Source organism: Marinomonas sp. NPDC078689, assembly GCF_044542435.1.
GTDB lineage: Bacteria > Pseudomonadota > Gammaproteobacteria > Pseudomonadales > Marinomonadaceae > Marinomonas > Marinomonas arenicola.
Map to the genome: position 1 here is coordinate 26,248 of NZ_JBITUJ010000007.1, position 20,610 is coordinate 46,857.

Here is a 20,610-nt window from a genome sequence, read left to right on the forward strand (position 1 = left end):
TATCGTATTTTTAGATATATATCTGCTAAATAATGCGCTTTTTTATCGAATAATCTGGTTCTATTATCACTCCATTCCGTCACACCGCTGATCAATTCAGCTTAAAAACAATTTTGGAGAATGATACATGACGACTTTATTACGCATTGATTCTAGTGCCTCTGGCGAAAACTCTAAATCTCGCCAACTGGCCGATGAATTCGTTGAGCAATGGTTAGCGAAAAACCCAAACGGCACTGTGGTGGTTCGTGATGTTAATGCAAACCCGCTACCGCACTTTACGAGCGAGACATTGGGCGCACTGTTTACCCCTGCTGAAGATCGCAGCCCAGCACAACAAGCTATTGTTGCGCTTGGTGACGAGCTCATCGAAGAGCTAGAAGCCGCTGATGTTCTTGCCATCTCAGCCCCTATCTATAATTTCAGCATTCCTTCTACCTTAAAGTCTTACTTTGATTATATTTCTCGTGCTGGTCGTACCTTTAAATACACGGAGACAGGTCCTGTTGGTCTGCTTAGCAAAGACGCGTATTTATTCTCTGCCAGCGGCAGCTTCCTAACGGATTCTCCAATGGATCACCAACTGCCTTACTTAAAAACCTTCTTGTCCTTCCTTGGTTTAACGGTGAAAGACAGTTTTGTTGCTGGCGGCCAATCGATGGGTGAGCCTGGTGTTGAAGCCTTTAATAAAGCAAAAGCAGAGATTGCTGCGGCGCTATAAAACGAGCTCATAGGGTTTTCCCTTATAAATCCTATAAGCACAAAAAAACCGATTGTGGCGCCTCAAACGCCCAATCGGTTTTTTGTTTTCTGTTTTTAGGTATCTGTTTTTTGTTTTCTGCTTTTGGCTATCTGCTTTTGGCTATCTGCTTTTGGCTATCTGTTTTTAGGTATCTGTTTTAAGTTATCTGCCAATTACTCTCTGTCGCTGTGCTAGCTATTTAAAGCCCTGTGGCTTTCAAGCTGATTCTCTTCCGCTTTTCATCCACTTCTAACACAGTGACCTTGATCACTTGGCCCACTCGAACAAGATCCCTTGGGTCTTTGACGAAACGATCTGCCAATTGAGAAATGTGGATCAAACCATCCTGATGCACACCGATATCCACAAAGGCACCAAAGGCGGCCACATTGGTCACCACGCCTTCCAGCGACATGCCTTCCACTAAGTCGGACATAGACTGTACGCTTTGATCAAACTCGGCATAACGAAACTCAGGTCGAGGATCACGACCAGGCTTAGCCAACTCTTTCAGGGTGTCATCAAAGGTATAACGGTCGACCCCCGAAAAATCGGCAAACTTAAGCTGCAACTGATTAATAGCAGCCCCATTGTCTAACAACTTATCTACCTGAGTACTCATCGCTTGAGCCATCGAGCGTACCAAAGAATACGATTCAGGGTGCACACCAGAACTGTCTAATACCTCACGCCCATTCAACACTCTTAAAAAGCCCGCGCACTGCTCAAACGCCTTCGCACCAATGCCTTTTACTTTTAACAGCTCTTCTCGACTCTCTATTCGCCCTTTCTGACGACGATACTCCACGATATTTTGCGCCATGCGTTTCGTTAACCCTGCCACATAAGACAACAAGGAAGCCGACGCCAAGTTCACATCCACGCCCACTTTATTCACACAGTCCTCTACCACATTCGTGAGCGAACTCGCTAATTGCGCAGGCTTCACATCATGCTGATACTGACCTACCCCTATCGCTTGAGGGTCGATTTTTACCAGCTCTGCCAATGGATCTTGAAAACGACGAGCAATAGAAATGGCGCCGCGAATAGTGACGTCTAAATCAGGAAATTCGTTTATCGCCACGTCCGACGCCGAATACACAGACGCCCCAGCCTCACTGATGACCACGGTACGGCAAGATAAGTTTTCCTGCTGAATCAATTGATTGATCAATTGTTCGGATTCTCGTGAAGCCGTGCCATTGCCAATCGCAAGCCATGCCACCTTATGCTGCTTGATGAGATCCAGTAACCTGGCCATCGCTTTGTCTTTCTGTGACTCAGAAGTAAATGGGTAAATAACCCCATGATCAATCACGTCACCCAACTCATTAATAACCGCCAGTTTCACCCCATTACGAAACCCAGGGTCAACACCAATCACCCGATGGGCTCCCGCCGGAGCAGACATTAATAAATCGTTTAAATTATTCGCGAAGACATTAATCGCCCCCTCTTCCGCTTGCTCTTTTAAAATAGAAAAAATATCGCTTTCTAATTTAGAATGGATCTTTTTATCCCAAGCGAGTAGTAAATACTCTTTCCGCTTTACATTTAACTTACAAAAAGCGACATTTTTCTCATTTTTTTGAGCGTCAAAAAGGCCTAGCAAATGAGAAAGGTTCAATCTGGACAGCTCACTTTCTTCATTCAAAAGCAGTATGCTAAGCTTTAAAATGCTTTCTTTCTTTCCTCGAAATAATGCCAATACTCGATGTGAAGGCATCTTTCTAACGGCTTCGCTATATTCAAAATAGTCTCGATATTTTTCACCGATCTCTTTCTTACCACGTACCAATTTACTCTGCATTTGCCCTTTCGATAACAAGAGTTCTCGACCTTGTTTCAAAAGATCTGCATCGAGAGACAGGGTTTCTATAATGATTTCTCGCGCCCCCTCTAAAGCCTCTTTGGCCCCTAACGACACATTAGACGACGCCAACCACTCAGAGATGTCTTTCGACCGCTCTGACAGCACACCAGCCCACAGGGCTTCTGCTAAAGGCGTTAGCCCTAACTCCGCCGCTTCAGTCGCTTTGCTCTTACGCGTACTCTTGAATGGGGCGAAGAGATCTTCTAGCTCTGATTTTGTCGTGGCTCGTTTTATCTTAAGCATGACGCTTTCTGGGCAACTGGGGTGCTTTTCGAGTGTGGCTAGAATTGAATCTCGACGTTTTTCTAGCTCCACTAGATATTGCCAGCGCTCATGAAAACGCCTTAAATCCACATCCAGCATTCCGCCACTACTTTCTTTTCGGTAGCGAGCGATAAAGGGCACAGTCGCACCATCTTCAAACAAAGCTAATATATTCTTGGCGTATTTTTCCGCTATAGAAAACTCTCTACTTAAACTATTCGCAAGACATCTCATTATTTGCCCTATTTTTTACACTTTACAGAAGTCATAACAGATTATTATGTTCGCATGTTTTGTTTTTTTTCATTAGAATTCACGGGTAAAACTTGAATTAGTATGAATATTGTCCAAACTGTATTGATAATATCTCACACACGGATGATCGATTATCTTTCTTATGATTAAGATAACAATACAACATTTACTTTCATCCTAATATGCGAAAAAAGAAGAAAGCTAAACCGCTTTTTAATACTAGAGAAAGAACGAGGTGATTTTCCACTATCCGCTTGCGACAGAAAAGCAGATACAGATAACTCACTCCCACCGCCTCTGGTCGTTCAAACAAGTAGTACCGTTTCGACACTTATTGAGTGTAAGGATGAATCTCTTTTTCGGTGTAGTACACACAACAACCCGTTTTTAACAGATACATTAGAGGATACTTATGAGTTTATTACTTGAACTAGCAAGCAATAAAGCAAAAGCACGCGCAGCAGCAAAAGAGCTAACCGTTGCTCAACTAGAAAACCTAATTGCTGGTTTTACTAACGCACTAGACAAAGTAAAAGAAGAAGAAAGCGCTCGACTAGCCGAAGAAGCTGAAAAAGCGGCTCGTGCAGAAGAGATCGCACTTCTAATCGCAAAAAGCGGCTTAACAATGGAAGAAGTTGCCCTACTAAGCACGCCAAAAAACAGTGCCAACAAAGGCAAAACTGTTGAGCCTAAATACCGTTTAGAAGTAAATGGTGACGTTCACGAGTGGACTGGCCGTGGCCGCACACCAAAAGTATTCCAAGAATACTTTGATGCGGGTAACAGCCGTGAGAGTGTTGAGATCAAATAATCTCACTTTCTCATATTGCATAAAAAAGCGGCCTAGGCCGCTTTTTTATTGTTCTCTACCTACTACTGTTTTACCAGATTCTGGTAAGCACTGAACTCATAGTGATTTTTTATAAATCAAATCCCAGACACCGTGACCAAGACGCTCACCGCGTTGTTCGAATTTGGTTAGCGGACGCCATTCTGGGCGAGGGTGATAGTTCCCTTTGCCTGCGGCATTGCTGTAATTTTCCTGGGCTTCCATTACTTCTAGCATGTGCTCTGCATAAGGTTCCCAATCGGTCGCCATATGAAAGTAGCCATCTTCTTTCAGTACATTGGCTACTTGCTGAGCAAACAAAGGCTGCACAATGCGACGTTTGTTGTGCTTTTTCTTGTGCCAAGGATCAGGAAAGAACAACTGAAAGGCACTCGCGGCTTGCTCAGGCAAACAAGAAGCCATGACTTCAATGGCGTCGTCACAATATACTCGCAGGTTTTTAAGCCCTTCTTCTTGTGCCAGCATCATCAGTTTTGCAACCCCAGGCGGGTGAACTTCGATACCAATAAAGTCTTTTTCTGGCGCTTTTTTGGCCATTTCAACCAAAGATGCGCCCATACCAAAGCCCACTTCAATGACAACGTCTGACTGACGTCCAAAGGTAGTTTGGTAATCAATTCGTCCATCGGTTAGCTCAAGACCATAAAACGCCCAGTTAGCGTCGTAGTTCTTCTGTTGGCCTTCGGTCATACGACCGCCACGCACCACAAAACTGCGAATCGTGCGCTTTTTGATAGGCTCTGGATTCTCTTGTGCTTGCGCTTCTGGAGTTTGGTTTTCTTGCTCTTGGCTTTCTAGCTCTTGGTTTTCTAACATAGGATTGTCAGTCATTGGATCTTGCATGATTTTGATTCGTGCCACTTTAGCGGAAACAGACTATCGAACATTTTTTGATCGACCGTGAATTTTGGCGGCTATCCTACCGGAATTTAATCTTGATGTCCTGCTTTGCGCTTTACTTAGTCTCAGGCTCTTGTTTATTAGTTTGCCATTGCCACAGGGATTTTGTCAGGAAAAACCAGCCTAGCAAATAACATGTGCCGCCAATCGGCGTAATGGCACCTAACCACAAGACACCTGTCAGCGCCATAATATAGAGACTACCAGAAAAGATGGTATTGCCTACCACAAACAGAATAATGATTTTTTTCGCGGCAGGAAGATAACTTGCCAGCGCAGCCGCCAATAAGCCTGCTAACGCATGGTACATCAAATATTGACTCGCGGTATGCCACCAGCTTAATGCGTTTGCGTCGAGAAGATGACTTAAAGCGTGGGCACCAAACGCACCAGCAGCGACCGAAAGAAGGCCTTGCAAGGCCGCCAACGATGCCCATTTTGCGGGGAAAGAAAACATGAGCTATTTGTTCCAGTAGATTCGTGATTTAAAAAAATCGTTATTCCAATACATTAAGGTAGCCATTACTGCCAATCGCGTAATAACGTCCGTCTTTACCATAGGATAACGCCAACACACTTGACCCTGTTGGGCGTAACGCCTCTTTAAGATACAAGTCCCATTCTTGCAGCACTTCGCCACTGCTGATGTCTCGTAAGGATACACGACGGTTAATGCCACCGAGTAACAGTTTTCTATCATCCGCTGAAAAGACCGCTTGGCTAATGGTGTTTTGGCGCTTATCTAGACTGCCTGTGTCTATTAAGGCGACTTCTCTGCCGGTAAGCGTCGACCAGACTTTGGCATTACCCAGTTGTGCGGCGCCAAATGCGTATTTTCCATCTGCTGATAAAGCCACTGTCGAGATACGATTGCTCAACAACCAACTGAATTTTTTCTCACCCGTCTGGGTATCCCATAGGATGACTTGGCGATTATCGTCTCCGGTTAGCCCCAATCGTCCATCAGGGGAAACGTCCACAGATCGCACAATCGCGCCGGTTCGAAAGGTTTGTTTAATGCCGCCATTTTTCACATCAAAATAACGTGCAGTTTGATCATCTAACCCTAACAAGGCGTAATCACCATTATTGGTTAGCTTTAGAGATTTGATGTCACCTGGGGTATTCCAGAAACCAGCCGACTGGCCGCTGCTGGTATTCCATAACACTAGGGTGCGAGCTGATCCGGTCGCGGCGAACGCATTGGTCGGATCAATATCGACACTAATTAAAGAGGTGTATTCGCCTTTCGCATGATTCCAATTGAAACGACGGTCGTTTAACGCCGTGGTCCAATAACTACCCCCATGCTGTATAGAGCCAACGAGGGCCGCGCTGCCATCATTACTAAGTGCAGCAGAGTAAAGGCCTTGAACCGCATACTCAGCGGTTCGTTCCGGCGATTTAGCAGAACACGACAGCAGCATTGCGGCCGTGCCGATAACAGCACCTAGCTTAAGTGCTTTGTTCGCTATGAGCTTCATGGAGTTCCTTGATCAGTCTATCTTCGTATTCAAAACGTTCTGCCATAATGACACTTAACGCCTGCAACGAAAATAAAAGCGCTTCTAATTGTCCATTACAATGCTCTTTCGTGTCGTATTTATCATTGAACTCAAGCGCCAGCTGAGTAGTACCATCAATTTCAGGTAACAACTCTTTTAGCAGCGTTAAAGCATGATCATCACGAAAGTCTTTTGCTTCCAGTGCAAGTTGTTCGTATACATTAAAATGCCCCACCGATACATAATCCACAAGCAGCTCACAAAAGGCTTGGATTTTAGGGGTGTCTGTTGGTGTGTACTCGCCACGCTCACGCAGCTGCATACCCGCTTCAATTAGTTGACGACGCTGTGCTAGCCAACGGTCAATGATCTCATGAACTCCACCCCATCGTTCTTGTGCTGTCTTACATCGCTCTAACATAATAATGGCTCCATTCTTGCGATAACGAGTTTTCAATACACTTCTCGCTAATGGTCAGTAACATAATGCCCTAATAAAGCTTTGTCTCAAGCATATTCCGAACGTTTACCCCCTGCAAGCAACTCAATTAAAGGATTTGTAACGTTTCGAAGCCCTGTTATTCGCCCTTATTAATGCGGCGAAAGACGATAAATAGATTCACAATCGCCATGCCAATAAACGCGATTAATGTCCAACCAGGAATGCTCAAACCTAAGAAGGTCCATACCACCTCGCCACAATCTCCGGTTCCCATGATCATTGCTTTGGCAATATCTTGCCAAGGAAAAGCATCGACCATGTAACTTAATCCGGGCAAGCACGCCGGCAGTTCATCAATGGGTAAATTTTGCAGATACAAATGGCGAATGGCCAGCGCCGCACCCAACACAGACAATACGACAACGGTCCCAGCGAGCCACTTTCGCACTCGTTCGCTCGATACCGCCGCAGAAACCAATGAAAAAACACCAATACATAAGAAAGCAATACGCTGGAGCATGCATAACGGGCACGGTTCCAAGTCCATTTGATATTCCATGTAAAACGCTGCGCCTAGCAAAGCAAAAGCCGCCACCCCAATAACACCATGAAAACGACGTGCTGAAAAAATAGAAAACATATAAATCCCAGACATTCCAGTATATTGAATTTGAAAAAAAGCATGGACAATGACAATGTGGAAAAGTTCGTCTTGCTACTGTCGCAATGCGTTAATGCCAGTTAGTATACTGACAATCAAAACGAGTACGAGACCAGATAATGTCACTGATAACGCCTTTAAAACAATTTTTCGCACTGAGCTTAATTATGACCTCTCTGCTCAGCACCTTTGCTCTGGCCGCCGACGAGGAAAACACCGCTCAACCTGCTTACGTAGAGCTTACCCCAGACTTTATTGTCAATTACACAACCGCCAGTAACCGACTAAAATACATTAAGAGCAGCATAACGTTGCAAACAGATGTCTCCCATGAAGCCATTATTCAAGACAATATGCCACTAATACGCGATGCTTTAGTGATGTTTTTAAGCTCGCGCACAGACGAGCAAGTCTCTGGCGCCCAAGCAAGAGAAAAAACCCGCGAAGAAGCCGCGGTCGCCGTTAATGCTGCGATGAAAGCCGAAACCAACCAAGAACCGGTGAAAAGCGTACTGTTTGCCAGTTTTTTAACCCAATAAACCTTCTTTCTCGCTCTTTCAGCCGTAAAAAAGCCGATTCAGATTTCTCCGAATCGGCTTTTTATTCGCTGTCATACACGCTGCAGTTTACAGCTCGACAATATCATCTGGGCTAACGTAGCCTGTCACCTTGTCGGTCGGCTCATTGTTTAAGAATTTCTCCATCTGCTCCATCACGTACTTACGCGATTCAGGCAACATCAGATTCAACTGCTTTTCATTAATCATCATGGTTTGCAGCAACTGCCACTCTTGCCATGCTTGCTTAGAAACCGTTTGTAAAATCTCTTGCCCTTTGGCGCCAGGTAATGGTGCGCGATCTAACGCCTCCATGTCTTTTTGGAACTTTTTGCAAAAAACAGTATTCGACATAAGGATAACTCGCCATAAAAAAAGGATAGTTTCAATAATGGCGCTTAAGCATCAGAAATCAAGGCATAACCCAGAAGTTATGCCTTGAAGCGATAGCCAAACCGCCCTATTTGATCAACAGGATGTATTCTCTAGGCCTGTTAAAATAGTCCGCACTGGTGCGGGTAAGCCTAGATCAAACGCTTCGTGCAACGAAAACCACTGATATTTCCCTGCTTCAAAAACCGCATCAATAGAACCAATACGTACCTGACTCGGTTCTATATCCAAATGGTAATGGCTAAAGGTATGACGAAATGCGCTTAAAGGGGCGATGTTGTGAATATGGGTTTGAAAACGCTGCTCCACATGCAAGACCACACTTTCTTCGCTCGCCAGCTCAGGCAAACTCCAGAGCCCTCCCCAGATACCAGATTGAGGACGTTTTTCCATAAACACTTGGTTGTCTTCGTTTACTAAAACCAACAACTGTATACTTCTTTCTGGCTTCGCTGCTTTCTTAGGTTTACGGATGGGGTATTGAGTTGGGTCTTCTGTGCGGCGCCCTAAACAATCTTTTTCGAGTGGGCAAATAAGGCATTGAGGCTTAGAGCGTGTGCATAACGTCGCCCCAAGATCCATCATAGCTTGAGTGTAATCGCCGCAGCGCTGCGCTGGCATATACTGTTCAGCCAACGCCCACATCGCATTTTCCGTTTTCTTCTCGCCAGGCCAAGTAGGCACCGCATGGAAACGCGCCAGCACTCGCTTTACATTGCCATCCAAAATGGCCGCTTGAACCCCACGAGAAATAGACAAGATAGCCGATGCCGTTGAGCGACCAATACCGGGAAGCTCACAGACGCCTTCGACACTTTGTGGAAACTCGCTATCCAGCTCATCGACCAACATTTTGGCCGCTTTGTGCATATTACGAGCGCGGGCGTAATAGCCTAACCCACTCCAATGGGCGAGCACTTCGTCCTGCTCGGCGGCCGCCAGTGCTTCAACCGTTGGAAAGGAGGCCATAAATTTATGGTAATACGGGATCACAGTCGTCACCTGGGTCTGCTGTAACATGATCTCTGAGATCCAGACCCGATACGGTGTTTTCTCTTGCTGCCACGGTAGGTTTTTACGCCCAAACTCATCGAACCACGCGAGTACGCGTGGTGCGAAGTTTTCTACTGCTTGCATTCATTTCTCACACTATTATCTTGCGTTCTAAGCTTAAAAGACCAGCGTCGCGGTTAGAATAAGTTCTTCAATTTATCTTTTAGCTTTTCTTGCAATTTTTCTTTTGCTTCGTCGATTTTAGCGTCTTTTTTCTCTTTCAATCGTGCTTTTTCGGCATCAAGTTTGTCTTTTAATTCCGCCTTCGCCAGCTCCGCAAAAATATTCCCAAACCCTTTTATGTCTGGACGACACAAGCTTGCAGGGTCATCACTGAACTGCCCCTTACAAACGACAGGAAAAGCCAGTTTCGTCAGTTTCTCATTCACTCGACAAGCATGGTCTAGCTCACTGCCAGCCACAGCGACATTTACTTGATAATCGAGCGATTTATTTGGCAAAGAAACAATCCCATCACCGGTGACGGATAAGCCAACAGACGTCATGGTTAAGCCAGGAGTCGACACCTTACCGTTGACGATATGAATCGGAAAATCCATGGTTTCAAACGGCGTATTGGCACTGAAATCACTGCTCTTCAATGACTCTTTTCGTACCGCAGCAACCCCCTGACAAACACTCTTAGTCAAATTCACACCCACTAAGGCGCCATTGTTAATCTCGGCTAAGAAGTCTCCGTTTAGATTCGCCATCAAGGTATCCACTTGATTGCCTTTGCTGCTTAATTCTCCCGTTAACGAGGTGGTGCCTGACAACTTATCAAGGTCCATAAAGTCTTTTAGAAGAGGCTGAATTTCAATGCCTTTGACGCGCGACGATACCGACAATTTGGGCGTGTTCGTGCGCGCATCATAGGTCGCTTTTAACGTTGCACTGCCTTGATACAGGCTCACCGCGGCAGGGGACACATGAACCATGCCATTGGCCATAGTGGCATCAAGGTCAACATTATCGAGCTGCAGTTTTTTCACGGTTAGATTGGTAAATGCCAAACCAACATGACCGTATAAGGAACGCACAAGATCCAACGGCACCAGTTCTTCATTCGCACCACTGGTTGTGCTTCCTGCTTTGCTGGCCGTGGTGTCCTTCGTGGCCTGTTTCTCACCTTGCTTACTTTCTGAGTCCGTCGCTTCGGGTGGTAAATAGCGGTCCAAATTCAGGTTGTTGCCTTTGACGTTCACATCCCAGCGCAATGGAGACAGTTCAGTCACAACATGAACTTGCAGATTGGTATCGTCTAAAGCAAGAGTCATAGGCTGAACCACCAGTTCATTACGACTGCCTTCTATTTTCACATCACCACTGGCTTTGGTCAGTGCGCTATCGTCGGCCATGTCAGGCAGAGTAATGTTCAGTTGCTGCAGCACTTTGCGTGGGTTGAATTCACCGATAGAAAGAGACGCTGTGTATTGCGGGTTACTCAACACTTGATACAGCTGAACTTTGGCGCTTGCGCTCACTCCCAACGCATCCACCGAGACACCATCCATAAAGAGGTTCTCTTGGGGCACGTCCATATCCAATTGTTTGATCGCCAAGGTGGCTTTTAATGGGCTAGCCGGCAAGGCATCGCCTTGTAACTCTGTCGACAAGGACGCATTCGCTAACGAGAAAACTTCTCGGTTTGGGAACACCGTCAGGTCACCGGTCAACTTGCTGGATACCGTCAGGGTGTTTTTTCCCGCTAGGTCGCTTTGCTTGACCACGGCGTCCATCACCATTGGCCACGCTTTATCCCACTGCACATTGCTTAAATTGACATTAAAGGTCGCATCGATTTTTTGCTGTGTTTTTTCATCGATGTAAGTCACTTGCGCATTATCGATTTCCAAGCTGTCTAGCTGGATATTAGGAATGCTGGATGCATCGCCCCCTGATGAGGCGGCCTGATAACTGCTGGACGCCGATGCATTGTTGCTTGCCGCCGGGGCTGCGTCAGGCGTACTCGTCGCGTCAGCTTCTGGGAAACGTTGCCAGTTGCCACGTCCAGATTTATCGACATTTAAGCTGGCTTTTAGGTTAACCAAACGCACACGATCGACTTGAATCGTATGTTTTAACAAAGGCAAGATGGCGAGACCGAACTCGGCACGATCAAATTGCAGAATTTCTGGGTCTTTCCCTATAGCGACGCCAATATCGTCTAACTCTAGGCCAAGCCAAGGGAAGAAAGACCACTGAATATCACCATCAATGCGAAGATGTATGTCTGCTTTTTCGAGGGCCACTTCCTGTAATTCTGTTTTGAATGAATCAGAATTAACAAAAAACATGACGTAAGCCAGTATTGCCATTAGCAACACCAACAGAACACCCATTGCCACACCGAGCCTTTTTAGCCATTTCATAGACTTGAATCCTTAGACTTAGTTTGCTGAATTAGTAACATAATAGCACTCGATCCCTTGGTTTATCGATCCAATAGCAACAACTCATCAAAAACGATGCGTAAAGCATAGAAGCCAGAGACCCCTCGTTCTATAATGACGGCAACTGTGATTTTCAATGACAATCTATAACGGCTTTCTGAATTGACGGCCTAAACCGTGATGCCAGTGCGTCACGACTCAACGTGGAGAACCCAATCAATGTCCGACCGCATTGCTAGTGTCGAGCGAAATACGCTTGAAACTCAAATCAAGGTATCGATCAACCTAGATGGTACAGGTAAATTCAATTGCTTCACCGGCGTCCCTTTTCTCGACCATATGCTTGAGCAAGTCGCACGCCATGGCTTGATCGACTTAGATATCCATGCGGTTGGTGACCTTCATATTGACGCTCATCACACGGTTGAAGATTTAGGCATCACCCTAGGCCAAGCCTTTGATATTGCCGTGGGCGACAAAAAAGGCATCAAACGTTACGGCCATGCCTACGTACCATTAGACGAAGCATTGTCACGCGTGGTTATCGATTTCTCTGGTCGTCCAGGCTTAGAGATGCACGTGCCTTTCACTCGCGGTTCTGTGGGCGGTTTTGACGTGGATTTGTTCTCCGAGTTCTTCCACGGCTTTATCAACCACGCCAAAGTCACACTGCATTTGGACAATCTTCGTGGTAAGAACACCCACCACCAAGCAGAAACCATTTTTAAAGCATTTGGTCGAGCCTTGCGCATGGCGCTAGAAGTGGACGAACGTATGGCAGGTCAAATGCCATCGACAAAAGGCTGTTTGTAGGATTTTCGCATGAACGAAGTTAAAAAATCGGTTGTTGCTGTCATTGATTATGGCATGGGCAACCTGCACTCGGTGGCCAAAGCATTAGAATTCGTCGCTGATGAAAACACCCAAGTGGTCGTCACCAGTGATCCGGCGGTTATCGATGCAGCCGATCGCGTGCTATTACCTGGCGTTGGCGCGATTCGAGATTGCATCGGCGAGATGTACAACACAGGTTTAGTACCTAGTATTCGCAAAGCCATGGCTGAAAAGCCCTTTTTGGCGATTTGTGTTGGCATTCAGTCTTTGATGTCCCACAGCGAAGAAAACGGCGGCATGGATTGTTTAGATCATTTCAAAGGCAACGCCCTTTTCTTTGGTGAGCAACACACAGATCATGACGGCAGCAAACTAAAAGTGCCGCACATGGGCTGGAACCAAGTAAAACAGACCATTAATCACCCCTTGTGGGAAGGCATTCCAGACAACGCGCGTTTTTATTTTGTACACAGCTTTTATGTTGTGCCAGAAAACAAAAACGAAGTGGCTGGCACCTGTGATTACGGCTTAGAGTTTTGCGTCGCCTTGTCCCGCAACAATGTCTTTGCGGTGCAATTCCACCCGGAAAAAAGCCACGAAGACGGCCTTCAACTGTACAAAAACTTTATTCACTGGGATGGCAAACCATCCTTGGCCAACAAAGATTAGGAGCCTGTTATGGGATTAGCAAAACGTATTATTCCTTGTCTTGATGTGGACAATGGCCGAGTGGTAAAGGGCGTTCAGTTCGTCGACATTCGCGATGCTGGCGACCCAGTTGAAGTGGCGAAACGCTACAACGAGCAAGGCGCTGACGAAATCACCTTTTTGGACATTACCGCCAGCTCCGACGATCGAGCAACCACAGTCCATATGGTCGAAGCCATTGCGAGCCAGGTGTTTATTCCGCTGACCGTTGGCGGCGGCATTCGTACCTGTGAAGACATTCGTCGTATGCTAAACGCAGGCGCAGACAAGGTGGGCATTAATACCGCAGCGGTATTTAACCCTGAGTTTGTACGTGAAGCCGCAGAACGCTTTGGCTCACAATGTATTGTGGTCGCCATTGATGCGAAGAAAGTCAGCCAAGAAGGCGAAGCGGACAAGTGGGAAATTTTTACCCACGGTGGTCGCAAGCCAACAGGCTTAGACGCGGTTGAATGGGCGAAAAAAATGGTCGAATACGGCGCTGGGGAAATCCTCTTAACCAGTATGGACCGCGACGGCACGAAAAACGGCTTTGATTTGGGCGTAACCCGTGCCATCAGCGAAGCGGTTCACGTGCCGGTTATTGCGTCTGGTGGTGTGGGTAACCTAGATCACCTTGTTGATGGCGTCATCGAAGGCAAAGCCGACGCTGTGTTGGCCGCGAGTATTTTCCACTTTGGCGAATACAGTATCCAACAAGCCAAAGAACGCATGAGCGACGCTGGCATAGAGATGCGTTTGTAACGCACGCTTTATACGGCTCCCATTAAAAAGGCGACCTTCACACTGAAGGTCGCCTTTTTTATAGTTCAAATTTGAGTGCTGTCTAGCAAGCCAGTGGTGTATCTCTGTGCCTTATGGCTTTGCAGAATCCACATCGAATTCAAACCAAATGTCTTTTTCGTTGCCACTGCCTTCGATCAATGTTGCCTTCACTTGCCAGGTCACTTTTTCTTTGTCCGCTCTTGGCAAACGAATATTGCCCTGCCAAACATTCGGCCCAGGCTTTTGCGTTAAGCGTATTGAGCTCACACCCATATAGGTTTCTTTACAGCTCAAGGTCAAACGAATTGAGTTGGTTTTGTTGGCCAAGTCTTGCGGCAAAGAAAGAGACACAGGAATCGAGGTGTCTACATGAATGCCTTCGTCAAAAGACAGGGTCGCTGGCATCTGTTCGCCAGGTAATGAAACAATACACTCATGCTCTGTTTGATCGCACTGACCAATATCAGATGACCGCTGCTGAGGTAGGATCTGATCCACTCCCCAGGTTAACGCAACAATGATAATAACAGCCAATGACGACCAAAAACCGATCTGCTTTAATCTAACTGTGTTCATGCAGCTCTCAACATTTTTCAGTCTTATACTATGAATGAGTTGTCATTTTACCGATCAGACAAGAGAATAACTACAATGGACTAAGGATCGATCTTGCAATCTTTCGTCAGATGAAAATGTCAGCTTGCTGCCAATAAGGCCAGCCGAGTACAATCAGTGATATTTATCTTTGCCTTATTTTTATAGAAGGATGGCTTCTTGACTACCTTAACTGATGCTTTACATGCGCTGGCGAATCACTGCCAACAGACCGATTCTTCAGCAGCACTAACGTTTCATCGCGGAGTAGAACGGGAAGCACTTCGTGTGGACCGATCGCAAGGTCGCATTTCCCATAACCCTCACCCAAAAGCGTTGGGCGCGGCTTTAACACACACTTCCATTACCACAGATTATTCTGAATCTTTAATGGAATTCATCACTAAGGTACATCCTAGTGTTGAAGGTGTGATTGACGAACTGACCAGCATTCACCATGTGGTCAACCATGAACTGGCGAAGCAAAACGAATGTTTGTGGCCAGCGAGTATGCCTTGTTATTTAGAAAACAACGACGATGTGCCCATTGCTTACTTTGGCGAATCAAATACCGGCAAACTCAAACGCGTCTATCGCGAAGGCTTATCCAACCGCTATGGCCGCATCATGCAGTGCATCGCCGGTATGCATTATAACTTTTCTTTTGACGCTTCTTTTTGGCAGTTCCTGGCCGCGTATAAAGGAAAAACCGCCCTTACTGACGCACAACGACAAGCCTTTCAGTCTGACAGCTACTTCGCTCTTATCCGCAACTTTCGTCGCAACTCTTGGATGTTGTCGTTATTATTTGGCGCTTCTCCAGCCATCGATGAAAGCTTCTTAGAGAAAAAACCAGACAGCTTGTCTGAATTAGCAAAGCGCACTTGGGTCGGCCATAAAGCCACCTCTTTGCGCATGAGCGATTTAGGCTATCAAAACAAAGCACAAGCCAACTTGTTTGTCTGTTACAACGAAGTCGATACCTACATCCGTACCATAAAAACGGCGCTGAAAACCCCTTACCCTCGCTACCAAGAAATTGGCGTCAAGGTCGAAGGTCAATACCGCCAGCTAAACAGCAACTTGCTGCAAATTGAAAACGAATATTACAGCGACATCCGCCCAAAACGCGTGACCCAACCTGGCGAGCACCCAAGTACGGCACTGCAAGACCGCGGTGTGGAGTACATTGAAGTGCGCATTATGGACATTGACCCAGCGTCTTCGATTGGTATGAAAGCCTCGACTCTGTATTTTATTGATGTCTTTCTACTGTATTGCATGCTCAGCGATGATGCCCTGTTAGACAGCGATGAATGCCATCAACTGCGTGTCGCTCAACAAGAAATTGCTTCTCATGGCAGAGAGTTGGACGCTAAGTTCGATTTCGGCCACGGCCCAGTTCGACTACAAGACAAAGCCTCAGACCTGCTAACCAAGCTAAAAGAAGTGGCCCAGTTCTTGGTCGCTCAAACGGGGAATCAGGCGTATTTAGAGGCCATTATTGAGCAAGAAAACAAACTCGCGGATAACACCCTCTTGCCTTCGGCGCAGCTCTTAGCCCGTTGCCAAGAAGCACAAGGCTTTCAAAACGCGATGCTGTCATTGGCCACCGAGCAGCAAAAAGCATGGCTGGCTGCGCCACTGTCTGGCGACATTGTGGACACCTTTGCCACCTTGGCTGCCACCTCGATTTCTGAACAGCAACAAATCGAAGCCAATGATGATGTCGACTTCGATACTTTCTTAGCGGCCTATCAAGCGTCATAACGGATACCGCCTGATAAAGGCGGTCATTCTCTGAGCTTGGATGCACAACGAAAAAAGCCTCTATTTCTGCAAATAGAGGCTTTTTTATACGCGATATATCAGGTTAATCGTGCCTGATTAAGCGTGTGGAGAAATCGGAATCTCGTCCAAATTATCAAACACTAACCAAGAGGCCAGTTGAGTTCGCAACTCATCAAGACCATCGTTGTTCAATGCAGAGAAAGTTTGTACTGTGCCGTCTACGCCTTGTTCTTTAATGGCTTTTTGCACGGTAAACATGGCCGTTTTCGCAGGTCCACGTTTCAACTTGTCTGATTTCGTGAGCAAAACGTGTACTTTCATGCCGTTAGATTTTGCCCATTCCAACATCATTTCATCAAACTCTTTAAGAGGATGGCGAATGTCCATTACCAAGACAACCCCCGCTAACGAGCGACGATTCATCAAGTAATCTTGCATGTGGGCTTGCCATACTTTTTTCATGGCAATGGGCACTTTCGCGAAACCGTAACCTGGTAAATCGATTAGACGTCGATCACTCACACTCAAACCAAAACAGTTGATCAGTTGAGTACGGCCAGGCGTCTTCGATGTACGAGCCAGTTTCTTTTGGTTGGTCAGTGTATTTAATGCAGTGGATTTACCTGCATTAGATCGACCAGCAAAAGCAACCTCAAGACCTTGATCAAGTGGACATTGTGAAAGCTTTTCGGCACTTTTAATAAAGTGGGCGGATCGGAATATAGCGTCAAAAGGAGTCATAAGTTGGTATTCGTCTGTGGAATCAGGATTAGCGTTCACGTTTATTCATCGGTTGTATATAATGCCTGTGAATCGCTTTTTTTGCCATGTTTTCACCGGTAAATCTGCGTTAAATTCCATTTAATGGGCTAAAACGTCATTTTCAAGAAAATCGCTATTCATTCTATCCTCTTCTCTCAACACGCTAAGGTCTGCCATGCGACACCTGTGTCTTGGTTTTTTGTTTTTACTCAGTGCGGCTTGCCACGGCCAGACAAACGACGCCATTGCTCATGGTAAAGCGCTCACTTCAAGCTGTGTCGCCTGCCATGGTGCAGACGGCAATGGCCAAATCAGTGTGTTTCCCAAACTCGCCGGTCAACCACACCGCTATCTTTTAAAGCAGCTAGACGATATTCAATCCGGTAAACGCCCTGTCCCGCAAATGGCAACGCTATTAGATAAGTATTCAGCGCAAGACTTATCAGACATTGCCGCTTACTTTGCCAACCAACGCACCCGCATCGGCCAGGCATCGGCTGATACGCTGGAGCAAGGCGAGGCGTTATATCGTTTCGGCAACCCAGATACCGCGGTGCCGGCTTGCGCCTCTTGTCACGGCCCTGCAGGAAAAGGCTTAAATTCGGCGGCTTTCCCAGCGTTAAGCGGCCAATTTAAGGCGTATACTAAAACCCAACTTAATGACTTTAAAAGCGGCAAGCGCAACAATGACGCCGCCAGCATGATGCAAACCATTGCGCGTAAACTCAGCGCAGAAGAGATTGATGCCGTCTCAGATTACCTACAAGGGCTTCATTAAAGGATTCATCTGCCTCTCATGGATGAATAAATCAATCAATACGTCAAGCACTTAGAGAACCTTGTAAGTTTTACGTAAACTTGGTCAAATGGAAGAACTTTATAACAGACAAAACATCGAATAAAGTCGAAAATCTGGCAATATAATTGCGAGTCTCGATAAACATTGATCATCAGGAGCCATCAATGAAAAAGCTATTTTCAGCGTTAATCCTTACTTTACTTATCCCTCTGACATCCTACGCAAAAGATTACAGCGATGGAAACGGCTACACCACAATCCCGACCCCTGTTCGTACCGCAGACCCAAGCAAAGTAGAAGTGGTTGAAGTCTTTTGGTTTGGCTGCCCACATTGTTTCCACCTTGAGCCATCCACTCAAGCTTGGAAAAAAACCATTTCCAATGACGTCGATTTCAAATACTTACCCGCGGTCTTTGGCCGTAACTGGTTGGCTCACGCAAAAGCCTTTTATGTCGCCGATCTATTGGGCATTGAAGACAAGGTTCATGAAGATATCTACAACGCAATCAATGTAAAACGTGAACGTCTAAATACAGAAGATTCATTAGCGGCATTCTTCGCGAAACACGGTGTAAGCGAAGACGTATTCCGCAAGCAATACAATTCATTTGCGGTAGAAAGTCGCCTTAGCCAAGCGGACGCTAAAATCCGTGCGTATGGCGTTCGTGGCACACCAACATTAGTGGTTAACGGTAAATATTTAGTCGATGCTTCTACTGCTGGCGGCAGTGAAAATATCTATAATGTGGTTAATTACCTGATCAAGAAAGAAGAACAAAACAAGTAAACCTTAAAATGTGAGGCTCCATGACGGATATATCTCAAGACAAGCTAGTCAACGCTTTACGTAAAGCAGTCTCAAGGACGAGTCTACTAGCCGAAGGAAATGATCCTGAGTTAGACTCCGCCATTCGCCAAATTCGTGTACAGATTAGCAAAGGAGCAGACGCTGCGGCTATTCAAACGATTTTGGACAATGTGGAGCCTCTTCTACTCAAAGTAGACGAGGCAAGATTAACCCGAGCCAAGCACTTTAGGCATACTCTGCACGATCTGATTGATGTATTGGATCAACACGGACAAAACGTCCCCCAGAGTGAAAAAAAGGCCTTTGAGACCTCCATTCGCTCCCATTGGCAGTCTTTGCCCCATTGGCCTCAACTGCTCAAAGAATACCTTGCTCTCGTTGAGAGCACCCTGTCTTACTCCACGCCAGTAGACAATGAAAAACGCACCCTGATCTCTCGCATTTTCAGACGCTCCTCCTCTCCGCAGAATAAATTGAATAGCCAAGAAGCATTGCAACAAGTCAGTCACACATTGTCTGGATTGCTTAATAACCTTGCCTTGCCGAGCCATTACGACAACCAAATTTCTGAGCTTAAAAAGGCGTTAGCGAACAACCACACGTTTCACAGTTTCCCTAAGTTACTGGATGATGTTATTGCCCTCATCATGGTGGCCATTGGCAACACTCAAGAAGGGTTAACCAGCTATCTAAATGAGCTAAACAAGCAACTGGCCAGCATTAATGACTCCATTGTAAAAAGCTACCGCAGCCAAAAGAACCTCTCCGAGAGTCGAGAAGGCTTCAATGCGACCATGCAACAACAAGTACAAGAAGCCGCCAGCGCGGTGCAACAGGCCGACGATCTAGACACCCTAAAACTGCTGATTAATGAGCGCATGGCAAGCATTTCCACCACCATGTCGCGATATCGCAAACAAATGATCAGCCAAGAGAAAATGTCCAATCAATCGATTTCCTTGTTGAAAAGCAAGGTCACTCGAATGGAAAAAGACACCTCTTCTTTGCGGACTAGCCTACAAGAAAAGCTAGCGCAAGCCATGACCGACGCCCTAACCGACTTACCCAATCGCGCGGCCTATCAAGACGCCATTTTGCCCTTGTGTGCCAGCTCGCAGAAAAACGCAAAGCCACTGAGCTTGGCGATCTGCGACATCGACTTTTTTAAACAGGTCAACGACACCTGGGGCCACTTAGCCGGTGACAAAGTACTGCGCCTAGTGCCCAGACAAATTCGCAACGCCCTGAATAAGCCAGATTTATTGTACCGTTATGGCGGCGAAGAATTTGTTATTGTGTTTCCAAATACGACGCTAGAAGACGCCCATCAGCGCGCCGAAGCGATTCGTAAAGAAGTAGAAAAAGCCCCGTTTAATGTCAATGGAGAACCCGTATCCATTACTATCTCCATTGGTTTGGCTGAGTTAATAGATGAAGAATACGAAGCCTTTTTCTCGCGGGCTGACAAACAACTCTATTGCGCCAAAGAAGCTGGTCGCAATAAGGTAATGGTGGATAACGCAACACCAGAGCGCGAGCACTAAACAGAAGCGAACGGATTTTAAAGAAGCCTTTCGGGTTGAGGCTAAGAAGGCTTATTCATACCTTCCCTAGCCCACTGATGGCAGTTACAATGCTTTACTAATGTGTACGCACC

21 protein-coding genes are annotated in these 20,610 nt (G+C 46.2%); 10 read left to right on the forward strand and 11 right to left on the reverse strand.

Annotation, left to right across the window (positions count from 1 at the left end; translation table 11 throughout):
* Positions 1 to 127: 127 nt before the first annotated feature.
* The gene (locus tag ACIGBN_RS12050; RefSeq protein WP_396665700.1) at positions 128 to 721 is read left to right on the forward strand and encodes an FMN-dependent NADH-azoreductase; all 594 of its coding nucleotides are present in this window, start codon (positions 128 to 130) and stop codon (positions 719 to 721) included.
* Positions 722 to 941: 220 nt separating this feature from the next.
* Here ACIGBN_RS12050 and ACIGBN_RS12055 read toward each other — a convergent pair whose 3' ends face one another.
* Positions 942 to 3,116: a helix-hairpin-helix domain-containing protein gene (locus ACIGBN_RS12055; protein WP_396665702.1), complete on the reverse strand. Its 2,175-nt coding sequence runs from the start codon at positions 3,114 to 3,116 to the stop codon at positions 942 to 944.
* A gap of 433 nt (positions 3,117 to 3,549) precedes the next feature.
* On the opposite strand from ACIGBN_RS12055, the gene ACIGBN_RS12060 reads away from it, so the two are divergent.
* Positions 3,550 to 3,948: an H-NS family nucleoid-associated regulatory protein gene (locus tag ACIGBN_RS12060; RefSeq protein WP_133002583.1), complete on the forward strand. Its 399-nt coding sequence runs from the start codon at positions 3,550 to 3,552 to the stop codon at positions 3,946 to 3,948.
* 96 nt (positions 3,949 to 4,044) lie between these two features.
* Here ACIGBN_RS12060 and trmB read toward each other — a convergent pair whose 3' ends face one another.
* The 5 genes from trmB to ACIGBN_RS12085 form a co-directional block, all read right to left on the reverse strand.
* Positions 4,045 to 4,830 (reverse strand): tRNA (guanosine(46)-N7)-methyltransferase TrmB, encoded by a 786-nt coding sequence (gene trmB / locus ACIGBN_RS12065; protein WP_396665704.1) that lies wholly within the window; start codon positions 4,828 to 4,830, stop codon positions 4,045 to 4,047.
* A 112-nt stretch (positions 4,831 to 4,942) separates the two neighbouring features.
* The gene (locus ACIGBN_RS12070) at positions 4,943 to 5,344 is read right to left on the reverse strand and encodes a DUF423 domain-containing protein (protein WP_341567673.1); all 402 of its coding nucleotides are present in this window, start codon (positions 5,342 to 5,344) and stop codon (positions 4,943 to 4,945) included.
* 40 nt (positions 5,345 to 5,384) lie between these two features.
* Positions 5,385 to 6,371, reverse strand: a complete 987-nt coding sequence (locus tag ACIGBN_RS12075) for a WD40 repeat domain-containing protein (protein WP_396665707.1) — start codon at positions 6,369 to 6,371, stop codon at positions 5,385 to 5,387.
* Positions 6,343 to 6,813 carry a sigma D regulator gene (gene rsd, locus ACIGBN_RS12080; protein WP_133002579.1) on the reverse strand — a complete coding sequence of 157 codons (471 nt, stop codon included), beginning with the start codon at positions 6,811 to 6,813 and terminating at the stop codon, positions 6,343 to 6,345. Before rsd ends, ACIGBN_RS12075 begins: the two co-directional genes overlap by 29 nt.
* Positions 6,814 to 6,970: 157 nt before the next feature.
* Entirely contained in the window at positions 6,971 to 7,474 is a 504-nt protein-coding gene (locus tag ACIGBN_RS12085; protein ID WP_133002578.1) for a disulfide bond formation protein B, read from the reverse strand.
* A gap of 188 nt (positions 7,475 to 7,662) precedes the next feature.
* Here ACIGBN_RS12085 and ACIGBN_RS12090 point away from each other — a divergent pair, with 188 nt between their 5' ends.
* Complete coding sequence (locus ACIGBN_RS12090; RefSeq protein ID WP_396665710.1) at positions 7,663 to 8,034, forward strand: flagellar basal body-associated FliL family protein; 372 nt, start codon at positions 7,663 to 7,665, stop codon at positions 8,032 to 8,034.
* An 87-nt stretch (positions 8,035 to 8,121) separates the two neighbouring features.
* On the opposite strand, the gene ACIGBN_RS12095 is transcribed toward ACIGBN_RS12090, so the two are convergent.
* The 3 genes from ACIGBN_RS12095 to ACIGBN_RS12105 form a co-directional block, all read right to left on the reverse strand.
* Positions 8,122 to 8,406 carry an oxidative damage protection protein gene (locus ACIGBN_RS12095; RefSeq protein WP_133002576.1) on the reverse strand — a complete coding sequence of 95 codons (285 nt, stop codon included), beginning with the start codon at positions 8,404 to 8,406 and terminating at the stop codon, positions 8,122 to 8,124.
* Between the two features lie 114 nt (positions 8,407 to 8,520).
* On the reverse strand, positions 8,521 to 9,582 hold the full coding sequence (gene mutY / locus ACIGBN_RS12100) for an A/G-specific adenine glycosylase (RefSeq protein ID WP_396665712.1): 1,062 nt from the start codon (positions 9,580 to 9,582) through the stop codon (positions 8,521 to 8,523).
* 53 nt (positions 9,583 to 9,635) lie between these two features.
* Entirely contained in the window at positions 9,636 to 11,870 is a 2,235-nt protein-coding gene (locus ACIGBN_RS12105) for an AsmA family protein (RefSeq protein WP_396665714.1), read from the reverse strand.
* A gap of 240 nt (positions 11,871 to 12,110) precedes the next feature.
* Between ACIGBN_RS12105 and hisB the strand changes: the two genes are divergently transcribed.
* The 3 genes from hisB to hisF are packed head-to-tail and all read left to right on the forward strand — an operon-like array spanning position 12,111 to position 14,177.
* Entirely contained in the window at positions 12,111 to 12,704 is a 594-nt protein-coding gene (gene hisB, locus ACIGBN_RS12110; protein WP_111637746.1) for an imidazoleglycerol-phosphate dehydratase HisB, read from the forward strand.
* A gap of 9 nt (positions 12,705 to 12,713) precedes the next feature.
* The gene (gene hisH / locus ACIGBN_RS12115) at positions 12,714 to 13,394 is read left to right on the forward strand and encodes an imidazole glycerol phosphate synthase subunit HisH (protein WP_396665717.1); all 681 of its coding nucleotides are present in this window, start codon (positions 12,714 to 12,716) and stop codon (positions 13,392 to 13,394) included.
* A 9-nt stretch (positions 13,395 to 13,403) separates the two neighbouring features.
* A complete protein-coding gene (gene hisF / locus ACIGBN_RS12120) occupies positions 13,404 to 14,177 on the forward strand; it encodes an imidazole glycerol phosphate synthase subunit HisF (protein WP_133002572.1) in 774 nt (257 codons plus the stop codon).
* A 111-nt stretch (positions 14,178 to 14,288) separates the two neighbouring features.
* Here the strand turns inward: hisF and ACIGBN_RS12125 are convergent, their stop codons facing one another.
* Entirely contained in the window at positions 14,289 to 14,774 is a 486-nt protein-coding gene (locus ACIGBN_RS12125) for a hypothetical protein (RefSeq protein WP_396665719.1), read from the reverse strand.
* Between the two features lie 198 nt (positions 14,775 to 14,972).
* On the opposite strand from ACIGBN_RS12125, the gene gshA reads away from it, so the two are divergent.
* Positions 14,973 to 16,562 (forward strand): glutamate--cysteine ligase, encoded by a 1,590-nt coding sequence (gene gshA, locus ACIGBN_RS12130; RefSeq protein ID WP_133002570.1) that lies wholly within the window; start codon positions 14,973 to 14,975, stop codon positions 16,560 to 16,562.
* A 117-nt stretch (positions 16,563 to 16,679) separates the two neighbouring features.
* On the opposite strand, the gene yihA is transcribed toward gshA, so the two are convergent.
* Positions 16,680 to 17,324, reverse strand: coding sequence for a ribosome biogenesis GTP-binding protein YihA/YsxC (yihA, locus tag ACIGBN_RS12135; RefSeq protein WP_133002771.1), 645 nt, complete (start codon positions 17,322 to 17,324; stop codon positions 16,680 to 16,682).
* Positions 17,325 to 17,520: 196 nt separating this feature from the next.
* On the opposite strand from yihA, the gene ACIGBN_RS12140 reads away from it, so the two are divergent.
* From ACIGBN_RS12140 to ACIGBN_RS12150, 3 genes are all read left to right on the forward strand, one after another.
* Positions 17,521 to 18,123, forward strand: a complete 603-nt coding sequence (locus ACIGBN_RS12140; protein WP_133002569.1) for a cytochrome c — start codon at positions 17,521 to 17,523, stop codon at positions 18,121 to 18,123.
* Between the two features lie 185 nt (positions 18,124 to 18,308).
* A complete protein-coding gene (locus tag ACIGBN_RS12145; RefSeq protein WP_133002568.1) occupies positions 18,309 to 18,932 on the forward strand; it encodes a thiol:disulfide interchange protein DsbA/DsbL in 624 nt (207 codons plus the stop codon).
* A 20-nt stretch (positions 18,933 to 18,952) separates the two neighbouring features.
* Positions 18,953 to 20,497, forward strand: a complete 1,545-nt coding sequence (locus ACIGBN_RS12150) for a GGDEF domain-containing protein (protein ID WP_133002567.1) — start codon at positions 18,953 to 18,955, stop codon at positions 20,495 to 20,497.
* Positions 20,498 to 20,610 lie beyond the last annotated feature (113 nt).

What these genes read in the sequence shown, in the direction of transcription:
- ACIGBN_RS12050 (WP_396665700.1), top strand. Translation starts at nt 128, where the DNA reads ATGACGACTTTATTACGCATTGATTCTAGTGCCTCTGGCGAAAACTCT.
- ACIGBN_RS12055 (WP_396665702.1), bottom strand. Translation starts at nt 3,116, where the DNA reads ATGAGATGTCTTGCGAATAGTTTAAGTAGAGAGTTTTCTATAGCGGAA.
- ACIGBN_RS12060 (WP_133002583.1), top strand. Translation starts at nt 3,550, where the DNA reads ATGAGTTTATTACTTGAACTAGCAAGCAATAAAGCAAAAGCACGCGCA.
- trmB (WP_396665704.1), bottom strand. Translation starts at nt 4,830, where the DNA reads ATGCAAGATCCAATGACTGACAATCCTATGTTAGAAAACCAAGAGCTA.
- ACIGBN_RS12070 (WP_341567673.1), bottom strand. Translation starts at nt 5,344, where the DNA reads ATGTTTTCTTTCCCCGCAAAATGGGCATCGTTGGCGGCCTTGCAAGGC.
- ACIGBN_RS12075 (WP_396665707.1), bottom strand. Translation starts at nt 6,371, where the DNA reads ATGAAGCTCATAGCGAACAAAGCACTTAAGCTAGGTGCTGTTATCGGC.
- rsd (WP_133002579.1), bottom strand. Translation starts at nt 6,813, where the DNA reads ATGTTAGAGCGATGTAAGACAGCACAAGAACGATGGGGTGGAGTTCAT.
- ACIGBN_RS12085 (WP_133002578.1), bottom strand. Translation starts at nt 7,474, where the DNA reads ATGTTTTCTATTTTTTCAGCACGTCGTTTTCATGGTGTTATTGGGGTG.
- ACIGBN_RS12090 (WP_396665710.1), top strand. Translation starts at nt 7,663, where the DNA reads ATGACCTCTCTGCTCAGCACCTTTGCTCTGGCCGCCGACGAGGAAAAC.
- ACIGBN_RS12095 (WP_133002576.1), bottom strand. Translation starts at nt 8,406, where the DNA reads ATGTCGAATACTGTTTTTTGCAAAAAGTTCCAAAAAGACATGGAGGCG.
- mutY (WP_396665712.1), bottom strand. Translation starts at nt 9,582, where the DNA reads ATGCAAGCAGTAGAAAACTTCGCACCACGCGTACTCGCGTGGTTCGAT.
- ACIGBN_RS12105 (WP_396665714.1), bottom strand. Translation starts at nt 11,870, where the DNA reads ATGAAATGGCTAAAAAGGCTCGGTGTGGCAATGGGTGTTCTGTTGGTG.
- hisB (WP_111637746.1), top strand. Translation starts at nt 12,111, where the DNA reads ATGTCCGACCGCATTGCTAGTGTCGAGCGAAATACGCTTGAAACTCAA.
- hisH (WP_396665717.1), top strand. Translation starts at nt 12,714, where the DNA reads ATGAACGAAGTTAAAAAATCGGTTGTTGCTGTCATTGATTATGGCATG.
- hisF (WP_133002572.1), top strand. Translation starts at nt 13,404, where the DNA reads ATGGGATTAGCAAAACGTATTATTCCTTGTCTTGATGTGGACAATGGC.
- ACIGBN_RS12125 (WP_396665719.1), bottom strand. Translation starts at nt 14,774, where the DNA reads ATGAACACAGTTAGATTAAAGCAGATCGGTTTTTGGTCGTCATTGGCT.
- yihA (WP_133002771.1), bottom strand. Translation starts at nt 17,324, where the DNA reads ATGACTCCTTTTGACGCTATATTCCGATCCGCCCACTTTATTAAAAGT.
- ACIGBN_RS12140 (WP_133002569.1), top strand. Translation starts at nt 17,521, where the DNA reads ATGCGACACCTGTGTCTTGGTTTTTTGTTTTTACTCAGTGCGGCTTGC.
- ACIGBN_RS12145 (WP_133002568.1), top strand. Translation starts at nt 18,309, where the DNA reads ATGAAAAAGCTATTTTCAGCGTTAATCCTTACTTTACTTATCCCTCTG.
- ACIGBN_RS12150 (WP_133002567.1), top strand. Translation starts at nt 18,953, where the DNA reads ATGACGGATATATCTCAAGACAAGCTAGTCAACGCTTTACGTAAAGCA.